Below are 17740 nucleotides of genomic sequence, written 5' to 3'. Positions count from 1 at the left end.
AGGATCACGTAAGGTTTCCAACCCTGACTACCCCTCGCGTGGAACGCCCATGCGGCTGTGGCCATCCCTGTGGTGTAGCGGATGTCACCCCTTCCACCAGGAGAGGAAACCGCTCCAGAAAGTCCCCTTTTGGGGGCGTCGCTGCTGTTCGGTCACCGGAGTCGCCGGAGCGGAATGCGTATCGGCCGGGAAACGCGCGGTGACCGGATTTTCCCTCCTTACCGGGGTGAACCGGGCGGGGAGCGCGATGAGCGCGCGGTGGAGCGGGCCCGGCCGCCAGGTCAGCGAGGAGACCGGAACGCTCAGCTCGATGTCCGGCAGCTTGTTGAGGAGCTTCTCGATCGTCAGGATGGAGATCAGCAGCGCGGGGTCCTTGGCGGGGCACGCGTGCGGGCCCGCGCCCCAGGCCAGATGGGCCCGCTTGCTGAGCGTCTGACGGCTCGTGGAGAGACTCGGATCGCTGTTGGCGGCGGCGAAGCTGATGAGCACGGGGTCTCCGGCGTTCAGTTTCGTTCCCGCGAGATCCACGTCGTACACCGGATAGTGGCCGGCCCAGTTGGCTATGGGCGGGTTGTTCCAGAGCACGTCGTTGATGGCGTCCTCGACCAGCAGGCTCGCGCCCTGCTGGCCCCCCGCGTACTTCTCGTCGGAGAGCAGCAGCCGCAGAGCGTTGCCGATGAGGTTCTGGGTGGGCTCGGCGCCGCCTCCGATGAGGGTCATGATCTCGGAGATCAGCTCCTCGTCCGTCAGCCGGCCCGGATGCTGCATCAGCCAGGAGGTGATGTCGTCACCGGGCTGGGCACGCTTCAGAGCGACCAGCTCCATCAGCGTCTCCGTCAGCAACTCGATGGCCTTGTCGGCCTCGACGCCGTCCATGAGGCAGGAGATGCTGAAGACCAGCTGGTCCCCCAGCTCCGCGGGGCAGCCGAAGAGTTCGTTGAAGACCAGCAGCGGCACCAACTGGGCGTAATCGGCGACCAGGTCCACTCTGCCCCGGCCGTTGAACTGGTTGATGAGGTAGTCCGAGACCCGGTCGACATGGCGGCTCAGCCGGTGCGTGTCGATCTTGGCGAAGGTCTCCGTCACCACCTGACGGTGCCTCATGTGCTCGGCGCCGTCCGAGTAGAGGGAGTTCGGCCGGTAGAGCATCATGGGGACGATCGCGCTGTCCAGGGGGACCTCGCCCGCGTTGAGCGCGCGCCAGCGCCGGGCGTCCCGGACGAAGGTCTCCGGATTCTGGAGGACGTGCAGCGCCGCCGCGTAGTCCGTGACGAGCGAAGCCTCCACGCCGGGCGACAGCTCCACGGGGGCGGCGGGGCCGAACTGCCGCAGGTGCTCGTAGAAGGCCGTCGGATCAGCGGCGAACTCGGGACCGTACAGGGGGACGCTCTTGCTGCCGCCACCGCTGCCGTGCGCCGGGCAGCCCGGCGGCGGGGCGGGGAATTCCGAGGGGGATTGCATGGGGCCGAGCTCCTAGGTGAGGCGTGACTGGAGGTAGCGAACGAGCGCGATGAGCGCGTTCGCCGAGGACCGCTGGTCACGGGCGTCGCAGCTGACGAGAGGCGTCTCGGGCAGCAGGTCGAGTGCCTCCCGGATCTCCGGGTCGCCGTGATTCGGCCGGTCGTCGAATCGGTTGACGGCGATGGCGTAAGGAATCCCGTAGTGCTCGACCAGGTCCATCACGGGGAAGGACTCCTCAAGGCGCTCCGGGTCCACCAGCACCAGCGCGCCGAGCGCACCTCGCGACATGTCCTCCCAGACCTGTACGAAGCGCTGCTGCCCCGGCGTCCCGAAGAGGTAGAGGACCAGCCGCTCGCTGAGCGTGAGCCGGCCGAAGTCCATCGCCACCGTCGTCGTGGTCTTGCCGGTCGTGCCCTTGAGGTCGTCGATTCCCTCGCCCGCCTGCGTCATGACCTCTTCGGTGCGCAGCGGCGGAATCTCCGACATCGTTCCGATGAATGTGGTCTTGCCCACGGCGAAATGCCCGACCACCAGGATCTTCGCCGCGGTCTGCACCGATTCGCGCAGATAGACACCATCATCCAAAGCGGGCTTGAAGGCCATGCAGCACCTCCTCCAAAATGTTCCGGTCGACAAGCTTCGCGGCAGGAATCGGGGCTCGCGTGACGAGGTACCCGCCCTGGGTGAGATCGGACAGCAGGATCTTGACGACGCCCACCGGGAACTGGGTGTGCCCGGCGACTTCGGCGACCGAGAGATGACCACCGGAGCACAGCTCCAGCAGGCGGCGCTTCTCGGGGTCGAGATGCTGCGTCGGCGGTGAGTCCTGAGCCGTCGTCACCAGAGTGATCAGCGAGAACTCGTCGTCGTCCAGCAGGCTGCGCCCGTTCGTGATGACATAGGCCGGAACTAACGGGGTGGCGGCCGGTCCCTGGTTCAGTTCCTGATCCGGTTCGTCCGGTGTCGTCATGCCTTGGTGTCAGCAATCTCGCGAGGAGGACTGGTGAGGGCCTTGCCGAGCTGGCCGACGAGCTGCTGCATACGGAACGTGATCTCGGCCATGTCGACCTCGGGCGTCGCGGAAACAGCGAGATAGGCGCCCTCGCCGGCGGATATGAGAAAGACCCAGCCGTGGTCGAACTCCACCAGGGTCTGCCGCCACTGCCGCCGCTGGTTCCCCGGCACGCCGCAGAAGTCGACCACCGTCCGGCTCAGCGACTGTATTCCGCTCATGGCGGCGGCGACGGTGTCGGCCTGGTCCTTGCCGACCTCCTTCGAGCGCGCCATGAGGAGCCCGTCGGCCGAGACGAGAATCGCGTGCTGCGCCTCGGGCACATCCAGGGCACTGTCAAGCATCCATGACAGGTCGTAATTCACTGAGTCTCATGCCCTTCGCTGCTTGCGTTGGTGGAACGGCGGCCGGACTGCGTCCCGCGCTGGAACGCGCCCATGACGGAGGCGGCTTGTTCGCTGGAGCGAGCCGGGACGTCCGTGGCGTCCGCGGCGGGAACGATGGATATCGCACCTCTGCGCCTGCGTTTGGGGAGGCCGCCGAAAGTGGTTGAAGGAGCCACCGGGTTCCCTTCGGGCGGCATCGGGGAGGACGCGGCCACGGCGGGGAACTCCTTGGGCTCGGGCTGGGGATCCGGCTCCGGCGTCGGCATGGTCGTGAGGAGTTCCTCCGGGAGCAGTACGACCGCTCGCACCCCGCCGTACGGGGAGGTGGAGTCCACGGAGACGGTGAAGCCGTACCTGGCGGCCAGCACACCGATCACGGTGAACCCGAACTGCGGCGGATTGCCGAGGCCGGAGACACCGGGGGAACGCTCACTCGAAAGGAGCTTCGCGGCCCGGCTCTTCTCCTCCTCGTTCATACCCACACCGGCGTCGTCGACAATGATGCAGACGCCCTTGGGGACCGGCCGGATATTGATCTCGATGATGGTTTCCGGCGCGGAGTAACTGGTCGCGTTGTCCAGCAGTTCGGCCAGGGTCAGCGCGACCGGTTCGACGGCGCGGCTGACGATCGCGAAATTACTCTGGGCCCGGATCTCGACACGGGTGAAATGGCGGATACGGCCCTTCGCGCTCCGGACCACGTCATAGAGCGACGCGGCCGCGCGCTGTCGGCCCAGCCAGCCGTCGCAGAGCACGGCGATGGACTGCGCGCGCCGCGCGAACTGCGAGTTCATGTGGTCGATGTCGAGGAGGTCCTGGAGAATCTGGAGTTCTCCGTACTTGTCCTGCAACTTCGTGATCGCCAACTGCTGCTCACTGGCGAGACCCTGAAGTGTGCGCATGGCGGACTTCAGCGCGGTCTTCGTCGCCTCCTCGGCCCGGTCCTTGGCCTCTTCCACGGCCTCGGTGTAGTGGTCCTCGAGGTTGGCGTAGTGAGTCTTCAGCTCCTGTTTCTCATTGCGTAGCTCGGCGATCGTCTTTCTGCCGCGAATAATCGCGGTTGCGGCGACAGGAGTTCCAGCGATCAGACCCCAAAACGCTGGATCCTGGAGGTATTGAGTCATAACGCTCTCTTCGGGCGACTAGGCCACCGGTTACTGAATATCTGGCGGGTGCTGTCGAGTACGCCCCCAGTTACAGGCATCTCGCGGCCACAGGTATGTGGGATCGGCCGCGCATACTGGCCTGGCCGGACAGCCTCGAAAGGCCCGGCTGATGGCATAGTTCTCCCCCGGGGGTGGCGGATTTCTGGGCCGATGCGCTGACTTTCCTGTTATGCCATAGCGGGTTTGGCACCACTTGGCAAGCTTGGCGATCTTATCACCACGGCCTGATCGGACAGTGGGCCGGTCTGTTCCTTATCGGATACCTGACGGCTATTCAGTGGTGCTTCCGTTTTGGGGCAGTTGGTAAGCTTTGCTGGCCCCTCGGAGGGCGCGCGGGCCCGGGGGCGTTGCCTCTTTTTCGGGCGAATCATCCCCCCGGCGGTGTCGGGAGGCACGTGCCACGGGCACAGTCGTGATGAGGTCGTGATGAGGTCGTGCGAAGCCGGTGCCGATGTGGCGCCCCCGGCAGCCGCCGCCACCCGGACCTCTCGGGGGGCGGGAGCGCGTTCCCTTCACCCTGCCACCGGCCCCGGACGGCTCGGTGGTCACGCGGGCATGCCGGGGCGCGCCCGGACGGTCCTCGCCGGGCCGGGCCGGAACTGACGGAAGGTCACACGGCGGGAGCCGGGGGCGGGGTGAGCTGCGCCGCCAGCCAGGTGGGGACGCCCCCCAGCAGCCGGAACAGCCGGCCCGCCTCCGCGCGCAGCCGGGTCGCCTCCGGCTCCGGCTCCGCGTCGGCGAGCGCGGCCAGCGCGGGCGCCGTCCCTACCAGGTAGCCCAGCTCCTCGCGGATCCGGAGGGACTCCGCGAAACCGTGCCGCGCTTCCGCCAGTTCGCCCTCGCGCAGCGCCAGCCCGGCCAGATGGCGCCAGGTGAAGGAGAGCAGCAGCGTCTCGCCGTGCACCGTGGCGGCGGCGTGCGCCCGGCGGTACGCGGCGCGCGCCGACTGCGGCGAGTCGGAGAGGTGTTCGGCGATCAGCCCGCGCCGGAAGTCCAGCAGCGCGCGCCCCCTGGCCGTCGGGTCGAGCAGCGCGGCGGCCCGGCCGAGCGCCGCGCGCGCCTCGTCGGCGCGGTCGCGCACGCCGAGGACGGTCGAGGCGTACGCGAGATGCCCCCGCTCACAGGCGGCGGCGCCGCGTTCGTGGTCCTCGCGGGCCGTGGCCTCCGCCGCGCGCAGGGCGTCCTCCGCCTCCGGCCAGCCGGCACCGGTGAACAGGCAGCGCTCCACGAGCAGCGCGGCGCGCTGGAGCGCCGGGGCCGGCGCGGTGGCGTGCGGCGCGAGCAGGGCCGCCGCGTCCGCCCAACAGCCGCGCGAGCGCAGCCGCCATATGGCTGTCTGGAGAGGGTCGTCACCAGAGATGGTTCCGGAACCGGACATGGCGGAATGCGCCACATTGCCCTCCCCTAGCGCGCCATTGTGCTGTTGAGTGTGGAGGCATCTCAGCATGGATCAGCATGTCCGGCCAATAGGTCAGGTGAAAGAATTCACAATCACCCGGCCGCCGGAGGGGGGCCGTGCGGGGCGCCGCTCGGGGGAGCGTGGACGGCCGGTACGGGCCCGCCGGACCGTCGCCACGTCCGTCACCTGGGGCGACGTCCTTCCGACGGTCCGTGGCGGGCGCGCCGCCGACCGTCCCGGCGGCCCGGTGGATCCCTCGGCCAGTATTCCGGGTGACGCGGTCAACGGCGGTCGACGGAGGGCGGGGCCGGCCGGGGGCGGCCGGCGGCGGACGCCGGGGAGATCCGGGATCGGCGGGCGCGCCGGGACCGGTGGGTCAGACCATCCTCAGCGCCAGGAAGAAGTCCAGCTTGTCCTCCAGGCGGGACAGGTCACGGCCCGTCAGCTGCTCGATCCTGCCCACCCGGTACCGCAGGGTGTTCACGTGCAGATGCAGCCGCGCCGCACACCGCGTCCAGGAGCCGTCGCAGTCGAGGAACGCCTCCAGGGTGGGGATCAGCTCCGCGCGGTGGCGCCGGTCGTACGCGCGCAGCGGCTCCAGCAGCCGCGCGGTGAAGGCCCGGCGCACATCGTCCGGGACGAAGGGCAGCAGGAGGACGTGGGACGCCAGCTCGTGGTGGCCCGCCGCGCAGACCGGTCCCGGCCGCGCCGCCGCCACCCGGCGCGCGTGCCGTGCCTCCTCCAGCGCGCCCCGCAGCCCCTCCGCCGAGTGCACCGCCGCGCTGACGCCCAGGGTGAGCCGGCCGTCGTCCGCGAGGCCGCGCGTCAGGGGCGCCTCCACGGCGGCGAGGAGGGCGTCCGCGCGTACCTCGGAGACCGCTTCCGGCGCTCGGGCCGCCGCCGGTGTCTCCGTACCGCCGTCCGGCGTGCCGTCGGTGTCCGGCGCCCCGTCCGGGTCGGGGGCCCGCTCCGGCACGGGCAGCGGCACCAGCGCGATCGCCTCGTCACCGTCCCTGGCCACCGCGATCCCGTCGGGCTCGGCGCCCCCGCCCGTCCCCGGGCCGGCCGCCGTCGGGGAGATCAGGATCTCCTCCAGCAGCGACCGGGCCACCGCGCCGTCCGCCAGGGCCCCCTCCGGCGTGCCCGTGCCCGCCTTCCCGCGTGTCCAGTCGACCCGGGCCACGACCAGCTGCCAGTGCGGCGCCGTCGCCGCCCCCGGCAGCAGTACCGGCGCGGCCACCCGCAGCCGCGCGTCGATCTCGGCGGCGGAGGCCCCCGCCCGCACGAGCTCCAGGACCTCCTCGGCCAGCCGCCGCCGCACCGTACGGGACGCGTCGCGCCGTTCACGTTCGACCGCGATCAGCTGGGCCACCCCCTGGAGCAGGTCCAGCCGCTCGCCGGGCCAGTCCGCCGCGTCCGCCTCCACCGCGAGCAGCCAGTCGTTCAGGGCGCTCTCCCTTACGTCCCGGCCGCCCTGGTCCGCGCCGGTGACCGGGAACAGCGAGTAGACCGTGGAATCGACGGTGGTACGGGTCGGACCGCGGCGCCCCGCGCGTACGGCGGCCAGCTGCTCGCCGGCGAGCGCGGCGGCCCGCGCGGGCGTCAGCGACCCGGCGGCGCCCGCGATCCGGCGGCCGGTGGGGGAGAGCACCCAGGCCCGCAGATCGAGATCGGAACCGAGCAGGTCGAGAACCACCTCGGGGCCGCCGCCCGCCGGGCCCGAGGTCATCAGCCTGCGGTGCCGGTCCACCACCGCCGCGAGGTCCCCGGCCCGTTCGCCGGAGACCTGGCGCACCACATGCTCGGTGATGGTGGCGAAGGCGACGTTCTCGTGGACGGCGAACAGGGGCAGCCGGTGGCGTACGCACGCCTCGACCAGATCGTCCGGGATACCGGCGAGCTCCGCCTCGCCCGCCGCCAGCCCGGCGACCCCGGCGCTCGCCAGAATCCGTACGAACGGTTCCGACTCCTCGGCGGCCCGCCGCCAGGCGAGCCCCGACAGGACCAGTTCGCCGCCCGAGAGATAGCGGCTGGGATCACGCAGATCGGTGGTCATCACCCCGCGTACGGTCCGGTCCAGCTCGTCCGCGCCACCGAGCAGCCGCAGCCCCAGCGCGTCGGTCTCCAGCAGTGCGCGCAGCCGCATGTCGTCGCCGCCGATCTCTCTTGTGGTTTCCGGGCTCCGACGGGCCCTCGGACGGCGTACGGACGCCGCTGGTTTCGGCCGGAAGACGGTTCGGTTACCGGCACCTCGCCTTTCGTTCGAATCTACAAGACTCCGGAGGAGGGCGGCCAATCCCTTCATGGTTTTGGTGACTGCCCGGCACGGAATCACTGCTTGTGTACTTGTGAGAACCCGCCTTTTCCCGGCTCCCGGCGACCGCGACCGGTCGGGACAGCGGAATTCCGAGAATGAAGAGGGGCCGCTCATGGACTTCCTTCGCCCCGCCAGCTGGGAGGAGGCGCTCGCCGCCAAGGCAGCGCACCCCGCCGCCGTGCCCATCGCTGGCGGCACGGACATCATGGTCGAGATCAACTTCGATCACCGGCGGCCGGAACACCTGCTCGATCTGAACCGCATCGGGGAACTGCGCGACTGGACCGTCGGCGAGCACACCGTCCGACTCGGCGCCTGCGTCCCGTACTCCCACATCATGGAGCACCTCCGGGGCCCGCTGCCCGGTCTCGCGCTCGCCGCGCACACCGTCGCCTCGCCCCAGATCCGCAACCGGGGCGGCGTCGGGGGCAACCTCGGCACCGCCTCCCCGGCCGGCGACGCCCACCCGGCGCTCCTCGCCGCGGGCGCCGAGGTCGAGGCCGAGTCGGTGCGCGGCTCCCGGCTCATCCCGATCGACGCCTTCTACACCGGGGTGAAGCGCAACGCGCTCGCCCCCGACGAACTGATCAAAACCGTGCACATCAAGAAGGCCGGCGGACCGCAGCAGTTCTCCAAGGTCGGCACCCGCAACGCGATGGTCATCGCCGTCTGCGCCTTCGGGATCGCCCTGCACCCCGAGTCCAGGACCGTGCGGACCGGCATCGGCTCGGCCGCGCCCACCCCCGTACGGGCGCGCGACGCCGAGTCGTTCCTCACCGCCGCGCTCGACGAGGGCGGTCACTGGGACAACGGCGCGGCCATCGCGCCCTCGGTCGTCGCGCAGTTCGCCACCCTCGCCTCGGCCGCCTGCGCCCCCATCGACGATGTGCGCGGCACCGCCGACTACCGCCGCCACGCGGTCGGCGTCATGGCCCGCCGGCAGCTCGGCTGGGTCTGGGAGCAGTACCGGGGCGCCCGGCACGACGCGGAAGGAGTCGCGTGACCATGCGGGTGAATTTCACCGTCAACGGACGCCGGCACGAGGCCGACGATGTGTGGGAGGGCGAGAGCCTGCTGTACGTGCTGCGCGAACGCCTGGGGCTTCCCGGCTCCAAGAACGCCTGTGAGCAGGGCGAATGCGGTTCCTGCACGGTACGGCTCGACGGCGTCCCGGTCTGCGCCTGTCTGGTGGCGGCCGGACAGGCCGAGGGCCGCGAGGTCCTCACGGTGGAGGGGCTCGCCCAGTACGCCGGTGACCGCGCGGACGGCCGCGCCCAAGCCCGTCCGCAGAGCCCGGCCGGCGCGGGCACCGGCGCCGACCCCAGCGGCGAGGCGGGCGCGCTCTCCCCCGTGCAGCAGGCGTTCATCGACGCGGGGGCCGTGCAGTGCGGCTTCTGCACCCCCGGCCTGCTCGTCGCCGCCGACGAGATGCTGGAACGCAACCCGTCCCCCTCCGACGACGACATCCGCGAGGCGCTCTCCGGCAACCTCTGCCGCTGCACCGGCTACGAGAAGATCCTCGACGCGGTCCGCCTCGCCGCCGCCCGCCAGGACGAGGGGGCCTGACCCCATGACCGCTCCCCGCCCCGGCCCGCCCGCCCGCGCCACCACCCCCCGCGCCCCCGTCGGCACCCCTTCCCGGCTCACCCAGTCCGCCGTCACCAGGGGCGGCATCGGCGAGTCCACGCTGCGCCCCGACGGCATGCTCAAGGTCACCGGCGAGTTCGCGTACGGCTCGGACATGTGGCACGAGGACATGCTGTGGGGCCACACCCTGCGCTCCACCGAGGCCCACGCCGAGATCAGGTCCATCGACATCGCCGAGGCCCTCGCCACCCCCGGCGTCCACGCCGTACTCACCTACGACGACCTCCCCACCGCCGTCAGGAACTACGGTCTGGAGATCCGGGACACCCCGGTCCTCGCCCACGGCAAGGTCCGCCACCACGGCGAGCCGGTCGCCGTCGTCGCCGCCGACCACCCCGAGACCGCCCGCCGCGCCGCCGCGAAGATCCGCGTTGACTACGCCGGGCTGCCGCTCGTCACCGACGAGGCGTCGGCCACGGCTCCGGACGCGCCGCTGATCCACGCGGACCGCGCCGACCACCACAGCGGCCACGTCCCGCACCCCAATGTCCTCCACCGCCAGCCGGTCGTACGGGGCGACGCCGCGCGGGCCGCCGGGCGCGCCGACGTGATCGTCTCGGGCGACTACGTCTTCGGCATGCAGGACCAGGCGTTCCTCGGCCCGGAGTCCGGCCTCGCGGTGCCCGCCGACGACGGCGGCGTCGAGCTGTACGTCGCCACCCAGTGGCTCCACTCCGACCTGTGGCAGATCGCGCCCGTCCTCGGGCTGCCCGAGGACAAGGTCAGGATGACGCTCTCCGGAGTCGGCGGCGCCTTCGGCGGCCGGGAGGACCTCTCGATGCAGATCCACGCCTGCCTGCTGGCGCTGCGCACCGGCAAGCCCGTCAAAATGGTCTACAACCGGTTCGAGTCGTTCTTCGGCCATGTCCACCGCCACCCCGCCAGGCTCCACTACGAACACGGCGCGACCCGCGACGGCAGGCTCACCCACCTGAAGTGCCGGATCGTGCTGGACGGTGGCGCGTACGCCTCCTCCACCCCCGCCGTCGTCGGCAACGCCGCCTCCCTCGCGGCGGGCCCGTACGTCGTGGAGGACGTCGACATCGAGGCGGTCGGGCTCTACACCAACAACCCGCCCTGCGGCGCGATGCGTGGCTTCGGCGCCGTCCAGGCGTGCTTCGCCTACGAGGCGCAGATGGACAAGGTGGCGGCGGCGCTGGACATGGACCCGGTGGAGTTCCGCCGGCTCAACGCCATGGAACAGGGCTCGCGGCTGCCGACCGGCCAGGTGGTCGACTCCCCGGCGCCCGTCGCCGAACTGCTGCGCCGGGTGAAGGCCAGGCCGCTGCCGCCCGAGCGGCAGTGGCTCGCGGCGGGGGAGGCGGCGGACGTACGGGCGCTGCCGGGCGGCCTGTCCAACACCACCCACGGCGAGGGCGTCGTCCGGGGGGTCGGGTACGCGGTCGGCCTGAAGAACGTCGGCTTCTCCGAGGGGTTCGACGACTACTCCACCGCGCGGGTACGGCTCGAAGCGATCAACGGGGTGCCGGTCGCCGTCGTCCACACGGCGATGGCCGAGGTCGGCCAGGGCGGTGTCACCGTCCACGCGCAGATCGCCCGTACCGAACTCGGCGTCGCCCAGGTCACCATCCACCCGGCGGACACCCGGGTCGGCTCGGCGGGCGGCACCTCCGCCTCCCGCCAGACCTATGTGACGGGCGGCGCCGTGAAGCACACCTGCGAGAACGTCAGGGCGAAGGTGCTGGAGATCGGCCGGCGCAAGTTCGGCACCCACCACCCGGCCTGGGCCACCGCCGAACTGCTGCTGGAGGACGGCAAGGTCGTCACCGACGGCGGCGAGGTGCTGGCCGCCCTCGCGGACGTGCTGGAGGACGAGGCGGTGGATCTGGAGCTGGAGTGGCGCCACCGCCCGACCGAGGCGTTCGACCGCCGTACGGGACAGGGCAACGGCCACGTCCAGTACGCGTTCGCCGCGCACCGTGCCGTCGTGGAGGTCGACACGGAGCTGGGTCTGGTCAAGGTGGTCGAGCTGGCCGTCGCGCAGGACGTCGGCAAGGCGCTCAACCCGCTGTCCGTCGTCGGCCAGATCCAGGGGGGCACGACCCAGGGCCTCGGGGTGGCCGTCATGGAGGAGATCATCGTGGACCCCCGGACCGCGAAGGTCCGCAACCCGTCCTTCACCGACTATCTGATCCCCACCATCCTCGACACCCCGGCCATCCCCGTCGACCTGCTCGAACTCGCCGACCACCACGCGCCGTACGGTCTGCGCGGCGTCGGCGAGGCGCCGACGCTCTCGTCCACGCCCGCGGTCCTGGCCGCGATCAGGGACGCGACCGGCCTCGACCTGAACAGGACACCGGTGCGCCCCGAGCATCTGACCGGCACCGGCACCGGCACATGAGGAGGCGGGCATGCTGGACATCGCCGACCAGCTGAACCGGTGGGTCGCCGGGGGCCGTGACGTCGCCGTCGCCACCGTCGTGGCGGTCAGCGGCAGCGCCCCCCGGCTCCCGGGCGCCGCGCTCGCCGTCGACGGCGGGGGAGCGGTGATCGGCTCGGTCTCCGGGGGGTGCGTGGAGGGGGCCGTCTACGAGCTGTGCCGGCAGGCCCTGCGGGACGGCGGCACGGTGATCGAACGGTTCGGCTACAGCGACGACGACGCCTTCGCCGCCGGGCTGACCTGCGGCGGTGTGGTCGACATCCTCATCACACCGGTACGGGCCGGCTCACCCGACGGCGCGGTGGTCGCCGCCGCGCTCTCCGCCGCCGTGCACGGGCGCGCGGCGGCCCTCGTCCGGGTCGCCGAGGGGCCGGACGCACTGCGCGGCCGGGCGCTGCTGGTGCGCCCCGACGGTTCGTACGAGGGCGGGTTCGGCGGCCACCCGGAGCTGGACCGTACGGCGGCGGCCGAGGCACGCGCCCTGCTCGACGCGGGCCGCACCGGGACGGTCGTCATCGGGGAGCGCGGCTCGCGCTGCGGGCAGCCGCTGACGCTCCTGGTCGAGTCGAGCACCGAACCCCCGCGCATGATCGTCTTCGGGGCCGTCGACCACGCCGCCGCGCTGGTCAGCACGGGCAGGTTCCTCGGCTACCACGTGACGGTCTGCGACGCGCGACCCGTCTTCGCCACGCGCGAGCGCTTCCCGGACGCCGACGAGATCGTGGTCGACTGGCCGCACCGCTATCTGGAGTCGACCCGGACCGACGGCCGTACGGTGCTCTGCGTGCTCACGCACGACGCCAAGTTCGACGTACCGCTGCTGAAGCTGGCGCTGGGGCTGCCCGTCGCGTTCGTCGGCGCGATGGGCTCGCGCCGTACGCACCTGGAGCGTGCGGAACGGCTGCGCGAGATCGGTGTCACGGAGGCTCAACTCGCCAGGCTGCGCTCGCCGATCGGCCTGGACCTCGGCGCCCGTACGCCCGAGGAGACCGCCCTGTCGATCGCGGCGGAGATCGTGGCGGCCCGGCGGGGCGGCAGCGGCGCCTCGCTGACCGGGGCCGGGACGCCGATCCACCACGAGGCCACCGGTGACGGGCCCGGGGAGCCGGGGCGCGAGGGGGAGCGGGAACGGGCGGGGTCGCACGAGAGCGGGCGGACACGCGAGAGCGAGCGGACACGCGAGCGTGAGCGGCGCCGGACGGCGCGCTTCGGCCCGGCCCGGTGAAGCGGCGCGCCACCACGGTCCGCGGCCGGCGCGATGACCCCGGCACCGAGGCGTACGGAGCAGCCGCCACCGCCGGATGAGGCGCCGTTGTGTGCCGTGTCCCCCACGGATACGGCACACAACGGCGCCTTCGCCCGCCTCATGGGCGGGGGCGGCGCTCCCAGCGCCGAGTTGCGGCAGCCCGAGCGGGGCGGCGAATGGAAGGAGCCGCCTCCTCCGGCGTGGGAGCGCTCCCATGAGTCTTGTCGAGCGGCCCCGCCCGCGTCAAGGCCGGTGACGCCGCCTCATGTCCCCGTCCGGAGCGGCCCGTTGGTCCGGGAGTCAGCCCGAGGCGCGCTTGACCAGTTCCGTACGGAGCACCACGTGCTGCCAGGCCGCCGAGGAGTCGGACAGCGTCTCCAGCAGGACCCGCGCCATCGTCCGGCCCATCTCCGCCACGGGCTGGCGCACCGAGGTCAGCTGGGGGTCGGTGTGCCGGGAGATGGGGGAGTCGTCGAACCCCACCACGGCCACGTCCTCCGGCACCCGGCGGCCCAGGGACCGCAGGGTGTGCAGGGCGCCCACGGCCATCACGTCGGAGGCGGCGAAGACCGCGTCGAGGTCCGGGTTGCGGGTCAGCAGCTCTCCCATCGCGCGCCGCCCGCTCTCCTCGGTGAAGTCGCCGTGCGCGATCCAGGAACCGCCGCCGGGCGTGTCCCCGACCGCCTCCTGGTAGCCGCGCAGCCGGCACTGCGCCACATACATGTCCAGAGGACCGGTGATGGTCCCGATCGCGCGCCGTCCGGACTCCGAGAGATGGCGCACGGCCGCCCGCGCGCCGCCCACGTTGTCCGAGTCGACGTACGAGACGGACTCGTCCCCCGACCTCCGTCCGCTCAGCACCGTCGGCATCTCCATCTCCGCGAGGAGATCGGGCAGCGGGTCGCTGCCGTGCACGGAGACGAGGAGGACGCCGTCGACGCGGCGGGCGCGGGCGTACTGGAGGAAGCGCTGGCGCTCCTTGTCCGTTCGGACGAGGGTGAGCAGGAGTTGCAGATCGGTGTCGGCCAGCGCGTCGCCCACGCCGTGCACGATGTCGGAGAAGTACGGCTCCGCGAAGAACCGCTTCTCCGTCTCCGGTATCACCAGCGCCACGGCGTCGGAGCGACTGCCGGCGAGAGCCCGCGCGGCCCGGTTGGGTATGTAGCCGAGCTGCGCGATCGCCTGCTCGACCAGATGCCTCGTGGTGTCCTTCACCCGGGGCGAGTTGTTGATGACCCGCGACACCGTCCCCCGGCCGACCCCCGCGAGCGCGGCGACCTCCTCCAGGGTGGGCTGGGCCGTGCGCGCCTTCGTCACCTTCGCCACCATCGTGGGACCTCCAGTCGGCCTGCGCCCGGCCTGATGGGTGAGCGGCGTACGGGCTGTTCGCCATCCAACCACTGGGAGCGCTCCCATGAACAGAAAAGGCCGGTCAAGAGGGCCTGGTGGTGCAAGAGACCGAACGGGTGACCCGAATTCACCGGCACTCACCGCTCCGTTCGACGGCAACGGATTGACAGCAATGGAATTGACGAAGCGTCAGTTCTCGTTTGTTCCCGTGGGGCCGTTCTCATTATCATCCGGCGATGATCATAAGTAGACGGTCGGCAGCCGCCGTGTGCGGTCTGGTGGCCACCCTGGCCGTAGGGCTTTTCCCTCCCGCCGCAGCCGCCGCCGATGAACCCACCGGGAATCCGGCGCCGAAAGTCGATCTCGTCCTCGATGTCAGCGGCTCCATGCGGACCCGCGACATCGACGGCAAGTCCCGGATGACGGCGGCCAAGCAGGCGTTCAACGACGTACTGGACGCGGTGCCGCAGGAGGTGGAGCTGGGCATCCGCACCCTCGGGGCCGACTATCCGGGGAAGGACACCAAGGTCGGCTGCAAGGACACCAAGCAGCTCTACCCGGTGGGTCCCCTGGACCGCACGGAGGCGAAGACCGCGATCGCCACCCTCGTTCCCACGGGCTGGACGCCCATCGGCCCCGCGCTGCTCGGCGCCGCCGACGACCTCGGGGAGGACGGCGAGGCCAGCCGGCGCATCGTCCTCATCACCGACGGCGAGGACACCTGCGCCCCGCTCGACCCGTGCGAAGTGGCCCGCGAGATCGCCGCCAAGGGCATCCATCTCACCATCGACACCCTGGGTCTGGTGCCCGACGAGAAGACCCGGCGTCAGCTGACCTGCATCGCCGAGGCCACCGGCGGCACCTTCACCTCCGTCCAGCACACCGATGAACTCTCCCGCCGCGTGACCCAGTTGGTGGACCGTGCCGCCGACCCGGTGGTCAACCCGGTCGCCACCGAGGGCGCGTCGCGCTGCGCCGACGCCCCGCAGATCAAGCCCGGTCTCTACAGCGACCGCGAGAAGTTCTCCGAACACCGCTGGTACCGCGTGGACGTCCTCCCCGGTCAGGAACTGCGCGCCTCGGTGAGCGTGGGCGCCGACCGCGCCGTCGACCCGGACTACGGTGTGCTGCTGCGCGCCGTCACCCTCAGCGGCCGGGAGATCGTCCGCGGCTCGGAAGCGGGCGACGGACGTACGGACGTGATCTCGGCCGGGCTGCGCTACCCGAAGCCGGAGCAGGACGACGTGGACGGCGACGACAAGCCGGCCGCCGAGACGGTCTGCCTCCAGGTCTCCCATTCCTTCTCCGCGCCCGCCTCCGTCAAGACCACCCCCGGGCTGCCCGTCGAGCTGACCGTCGACCTCGTCGACGCGCCCGCCGCCGCCTCCGACGTCGCCTCGTTCGGCCTCGGCCGGGGCTGGTGGCTGCTCGGCGCGCTCGCCCTGACCGGGCTGATCGCCGGAGTCCTGTGGGGCTGGATCTCGCGCCTGCGTCTCGTCTGGAGCAACTGATGCGTATCACCGGCAAGTTCACGGGTTCCCTGCTCGCCGCCGTGCTGCTCATCGGTACGGCGGGCTCCGCCGCAGCCGATGAGAGCCCGGACCCCTCCGGTACGGCCACGGGCTCCTCGGACGCGTCCGCCGACGGGTCCGACGACGCGGAGGCACCGACCGAGGCCGGTACGTCGTTCCGTACGGCCACCGCCTTCCGGCCCGGCCAGCGGGCCACGGCCGGAGCCTCGACGGGTGACTACCTCTACTGGGTCTTCCCGGTCGACGTGGGCCAGCGGGCCACCGTCGAGGCGAAGATCGAGCTGCCCGACTCCACCGCCGCCCGCAAGGGGTCGACGACCTGGCAGCTCGACGTCTACGACGGGCTGCGGCGCCGCCAGGCGTGCGTGTACGGCGCGCAGACCAGGACGCTCGCGGCGGACCAGCAGTCGGTCGAGCTGCGCTGTGTGCTGCGTACCGTGCGGGCCTGGGCCGAGCCGTGGTCCGACGACCCGCTGCCGGGCAGTTACTTCGTACGGCTGACGGTCCTCGACGCCCAGGAGCAGGACCTCGGGCTGCCGGTCCGTACGGAGATCGAGGCACGGACGCCCTCCCGGGGCGGCGCGTACGCGGTCGACGGCAAGCTGTCCGTACCGCTCACCCCTGGCCGTACCACCGTCTCGCAGAGCGGCGGCGGCGCGTCGGGCGACGGGGCGCGGCTGGCCGCGTCCGGCGTCGAGCCCGAGGGCGGCTGGTCCACCGGCCGGTGGACGGACCGCTGGCTGTGGACCGCGGCCGGCGGGGTGCTCGCCGCGCTCGCGGGGATCGCGGGCTACTGCCTCGCCCGTCCCGCCCGCCGCGCCACGGCGCCCCGGATGTAGGCGGACTGACGGCACGTCGGGGGCCGGTGGTCCGGGGGAGCGCCCTGGACCACCGGCCCCCGCCCCTTCGACCGGCGCCCGAATCTCAGGGCAGCAGCCCCGCCCGGCGCGCCGCCACCACCGCCTCCAGCCGGGTGTGCGCGCCCAGCTTCCGCATCGCCGCGCGCAGATACCCCTTCACCGTCTCCGGCCGCAGCCCCAGCACTTCGGCCGCCCCGGCGTTGGTCGAGCCCGCCGCGACACAGGCCAGCACATCCACCTCGCGCGGCGCGAGCGCCACCGGAAGCCGGCGGAGCGGCCTCTCGCCGGCCGGCTCCACCGCACCCGCCAGCCGTCCGCAGACGGCGAGCAGCTCCTCGCGCAGCGCCGGGTCGGCGATCCGGGGCGCCAGCGCCCGCAACTCGCCGTGCGCCGCCCGTACCTCCTCCCAGGCGCCGGGGCCCGCCACCGGCTCCCGGGCCGCCGAGAGCAGCCGGCGCACCTCGTCCCGTACGACCAGGGCCTGCTCCACGTCGCGGGCCGCGCTCACCGCCGCGTCGAAGACCCGCTCCCCGATCGGCAGCGCGCTGCGCAGCGCGCCGTACAGCACCCCGCGCACCTCGCGCCGTACCACCACGGGCACCGCCACCACCGAGCGCAGCCCCTCGGCGGCCACGGCGCCGTCGTACTCGTGGCTGATGTGGCGCGCCACCGGATAGTCGGTCACCGAGCAGGGGCGGGCCAGCGCGATGGACTTGCCGCCCAGCCCGTTGCCCGAGGAGATCCCCAGACCGCGCAGCGCGCCGGTCACGGCCCCGGTCAGCTCGGCGATCCGCAGCCGCCCCGCCTCGTGCAGCAGTCCGCCGAAGGCCACCGGCAGCCCGGTCGTCCTGCGCAGCCCCAGCAGCGCCGCCCGCATCTCGGCCGCCCCGGCCGCTCCGGTCGCCTCGGCCACACCTCACCCCTCTGTCCGTGGTGCCACCACCCCCGTCCGGGGCTGGT

At 72.1% G+C, this 17740-nt stretch carries 14 protein-coding genes and 1 pseudogene; 6 read left to right on the top strand and 9 right to left on the bottom strand.

Translation table 11 applies throughout. From position 1 onward, the window contains the following. Positions 1 to 84: 84 nt before the first annotated feature. From ACFY6S_RS05755 to ACFY6S_RS05725, 7 genes are all read right to left on the bottom strand, one after another. Positions 85 to 1461, bottom strand: coding sequence for a cytochrome P450 (locus ACFY6S_RS05755; RefSeq protein ID WP_388823224.1), 1377 nt, complete (start codon positions 1459 to 1461; stop codon positions 85 to 87). 12 nt (positions 1462 to 1473) lie between these two features. Further along, positions 1474 to 2064 carry an ATP/GTP-binding protein gene (locus ACFY6S_RS05750; RefSeq protein WP_388823222.1) on the bottom strand — a complete coding sequence of 197 codons (591 nt, stop codon included), beginning with the start codon at positions 2062 to 2064 and terminating at the stop codon, positions 1474 to 1476. Further along, positions 2039 to 2431 (bottom strand): DUF742 domain-containing protein, encoded by a 393-nt coding sequence (locus tag ACFY6S_RS05745; protein WP_388823220.1) that lies wholly within the window; start codon positions 2429 to 2431, stop codon positions 2039 to 2041. The genes ACFY6S_RS05750 and ACFY6S_RS05745 overlap by 26 nt, the downstream gene beginning before the upstream one ends. Then, complete coding sequence (locus ACFY6S_RS05740) at positions 2428 to 2838, bottom strand: roadblock/LC7 domain-containing protein (protein WP_388823218.1); 411 nt, start codon at positions 2836 to 2838, stop codon at positions 2428 to 2430. The genes ACFY6S_RS05745 and ACFY6S_RS05740 overlap by 4 nt, the downstream gene beginning before the upstream one ends. Continuing rightward, positions 2835 to 3983 carry an ATP-binding protein gene (locus ACFY6S_RS05735; protein WP_388823216.1) on the bottom strand — a complete coding sequence of 383 codons (1149 nt, stop codon included), beginning with the start codon at positions 3981 to 3983 and terminating at the stop codon, positions 2835 to 2837. The genes ACFY6S_RS05740 and ACFY6S_RS05735 overlap by 4 nt, the downstream gene beginning before the upstream one ends. A gap of 652 nt (positions 3984 to 4635) precedes the next feature. Then, positions 4636 to 5403 carry a hypothetical protein gene (locus tag ACFY6S_RS05730; protein WP_388823214.1) on the bottom strand — a complete coding sequence of 256 codons (768 nt, stop codon included), beginning with the start codon at positions 5401 to 5403 and terminating at the stop codon, positions 4636 to 4638. Positions 5404 to 5800: 397 nt separating this feature from the next. Beyond that, positions 5801 to 7570 carry a PucR family transcriptional regulator gene (locus ACFY6S_RS05725; protein WP_388823212.1) on the bottom strand — a complete coding sequence of 590 codons (1770 nt, stop codon included), beginning with the start codon at positions 7568 to 7570 and terminating at the stop codon, positions 5801 to 5803. 283 nt (positions 7571 to 7853) lie between these two features. On the opposite strand from ACFY6S_RS05725, the gene ACFY6S_RS05720 reads away from it, so the two are divergent. The 4 genes and pseudogenes from ACFY6S_RS05720 to ACFY6S_RS05705 form a co-directional block, all read left to right on the top strand. Then, positions 7854 to 8744 carry an FAD binding domain-containing protein gene (locus tag ACFY6S_RS05720; protein WP_388823210.1) on the top strand — a complete coding sequence of 297 codons (891 nt, stop codon included), beginning with the start codon at positions 7854 to 7856 and terminating at the stop codon, positions 8742 to 8744. 2 nt (positions 8745 to 8746) lie between these two features. Continuing rightward, positions 8747 to 9307, top strand: coding sequence for a (2Fe-2S)-binding protein (locus ACFY6S_RS05715; RefSeq protein WP_388823208.1), 561 nt, complete (start codon positions 8747 to 8749; stop codon positions 9305 to 9307). A 4-nt stretch (positions 9308 to 9311) separates the two neighbouring features. Next, positions 9312 to 11753, top strand: a complete 2442-nt coding sequence (locus ACFY6S_RS05710) for a xanthine dehydrogenase family protein molybdopterin-binding subunit (RefSeq protein WP_388823206.1) — start codon at positions 9312 to 9314, stop codon at positions 11751 to 11753. A 10-nt stretch (positions 11754 to 11763) separates the two neighbouring features. After that, a pseudogene (locus tag ACFY6S_RS05705) lies at positions 11764 to 12903 on the top strand (XdhC family protein); the annotation flags it as partial. A gap of 435 nt (positions 12904 to 13338) precedes the next feature. Here ACFY6S_RS05705 and ACFY6S_RS05700 read toward each other — a convergent pair. Then, positions 13339 to 14367 carry a LacI family DNA-binding transcriptional regulator gene (locus ACFY6S_RS05700; RefSeq protein ID WP_388823204.1) on the bottom strand — a complete coding sequence of 343 codons (1029 nt, stop codon included), beginning with the start codon at positions 14365 to 14367 and terminating at the stop codon, positions 13339 to 13341. A 257-nt stretch (positions 14368 to 14624) separates the two neighbouring features. Here ACFY6S_RS05700 and ACFY6S_RS05695 point away from each other — a divergent pair, with 257 nt between their 5' ends. Next, positions 14625 to 15899 (top strand): VWA domain-containing protein, encoded by a 1275-nt coding sequence (locus tag ACFY6S_RS05695; RefSeq protein ID WP_388823202.1) that lies wholly within the window; start codon positions 14625 to 14627, stop codon positions 15897 to 15899. After that, positions 15899 to 16759, top strand: coding sequence for a hypothetical protein (locus ACFY6S_RS05690; protein ID WP_388823200.1), 861 nt, complete (start codon positions 15899 to 15901; stop codon positions 16757 to 16759). The genes ACFY6S_RS05695 and ACFY6S_RS05690 overlap by 1 nt, the downstream gene beginning before the upstream one ends. An 85-nt stretch (positions 16760 to 16844) precedes the next feature. Here the strand turns inward: ACFY6S_RS05690 and ACFY6S_RS05685 are convergent, their stop codons facing one another. Next, on the bottom strand, positions 16845 to 17657 hold the full coding sequence (locus ACFY6S_RS05685; protein WP_388823868.1) for a response regulator transcription factor: 813 nt from the start codon (positions 17655 to 17657) through the stop codon (positions 16845 to 16847). Positions 17658 to 17740 lie beyond the last annotated feature (83 nt).

Source organism: Streptomyces sp. NPDC012835 (genome assembly GCF_042900885.1).
Classification (GTDB): Bacteria; Actinomycetota; Actinomycetes; order Streptomycetales; family Streptomycetaceae; genus Streptomyces.
Note: the sequence above shows the minus strand (reverse complement) of the source record. Positions and strands in the feature narration are given on the sequence as shown.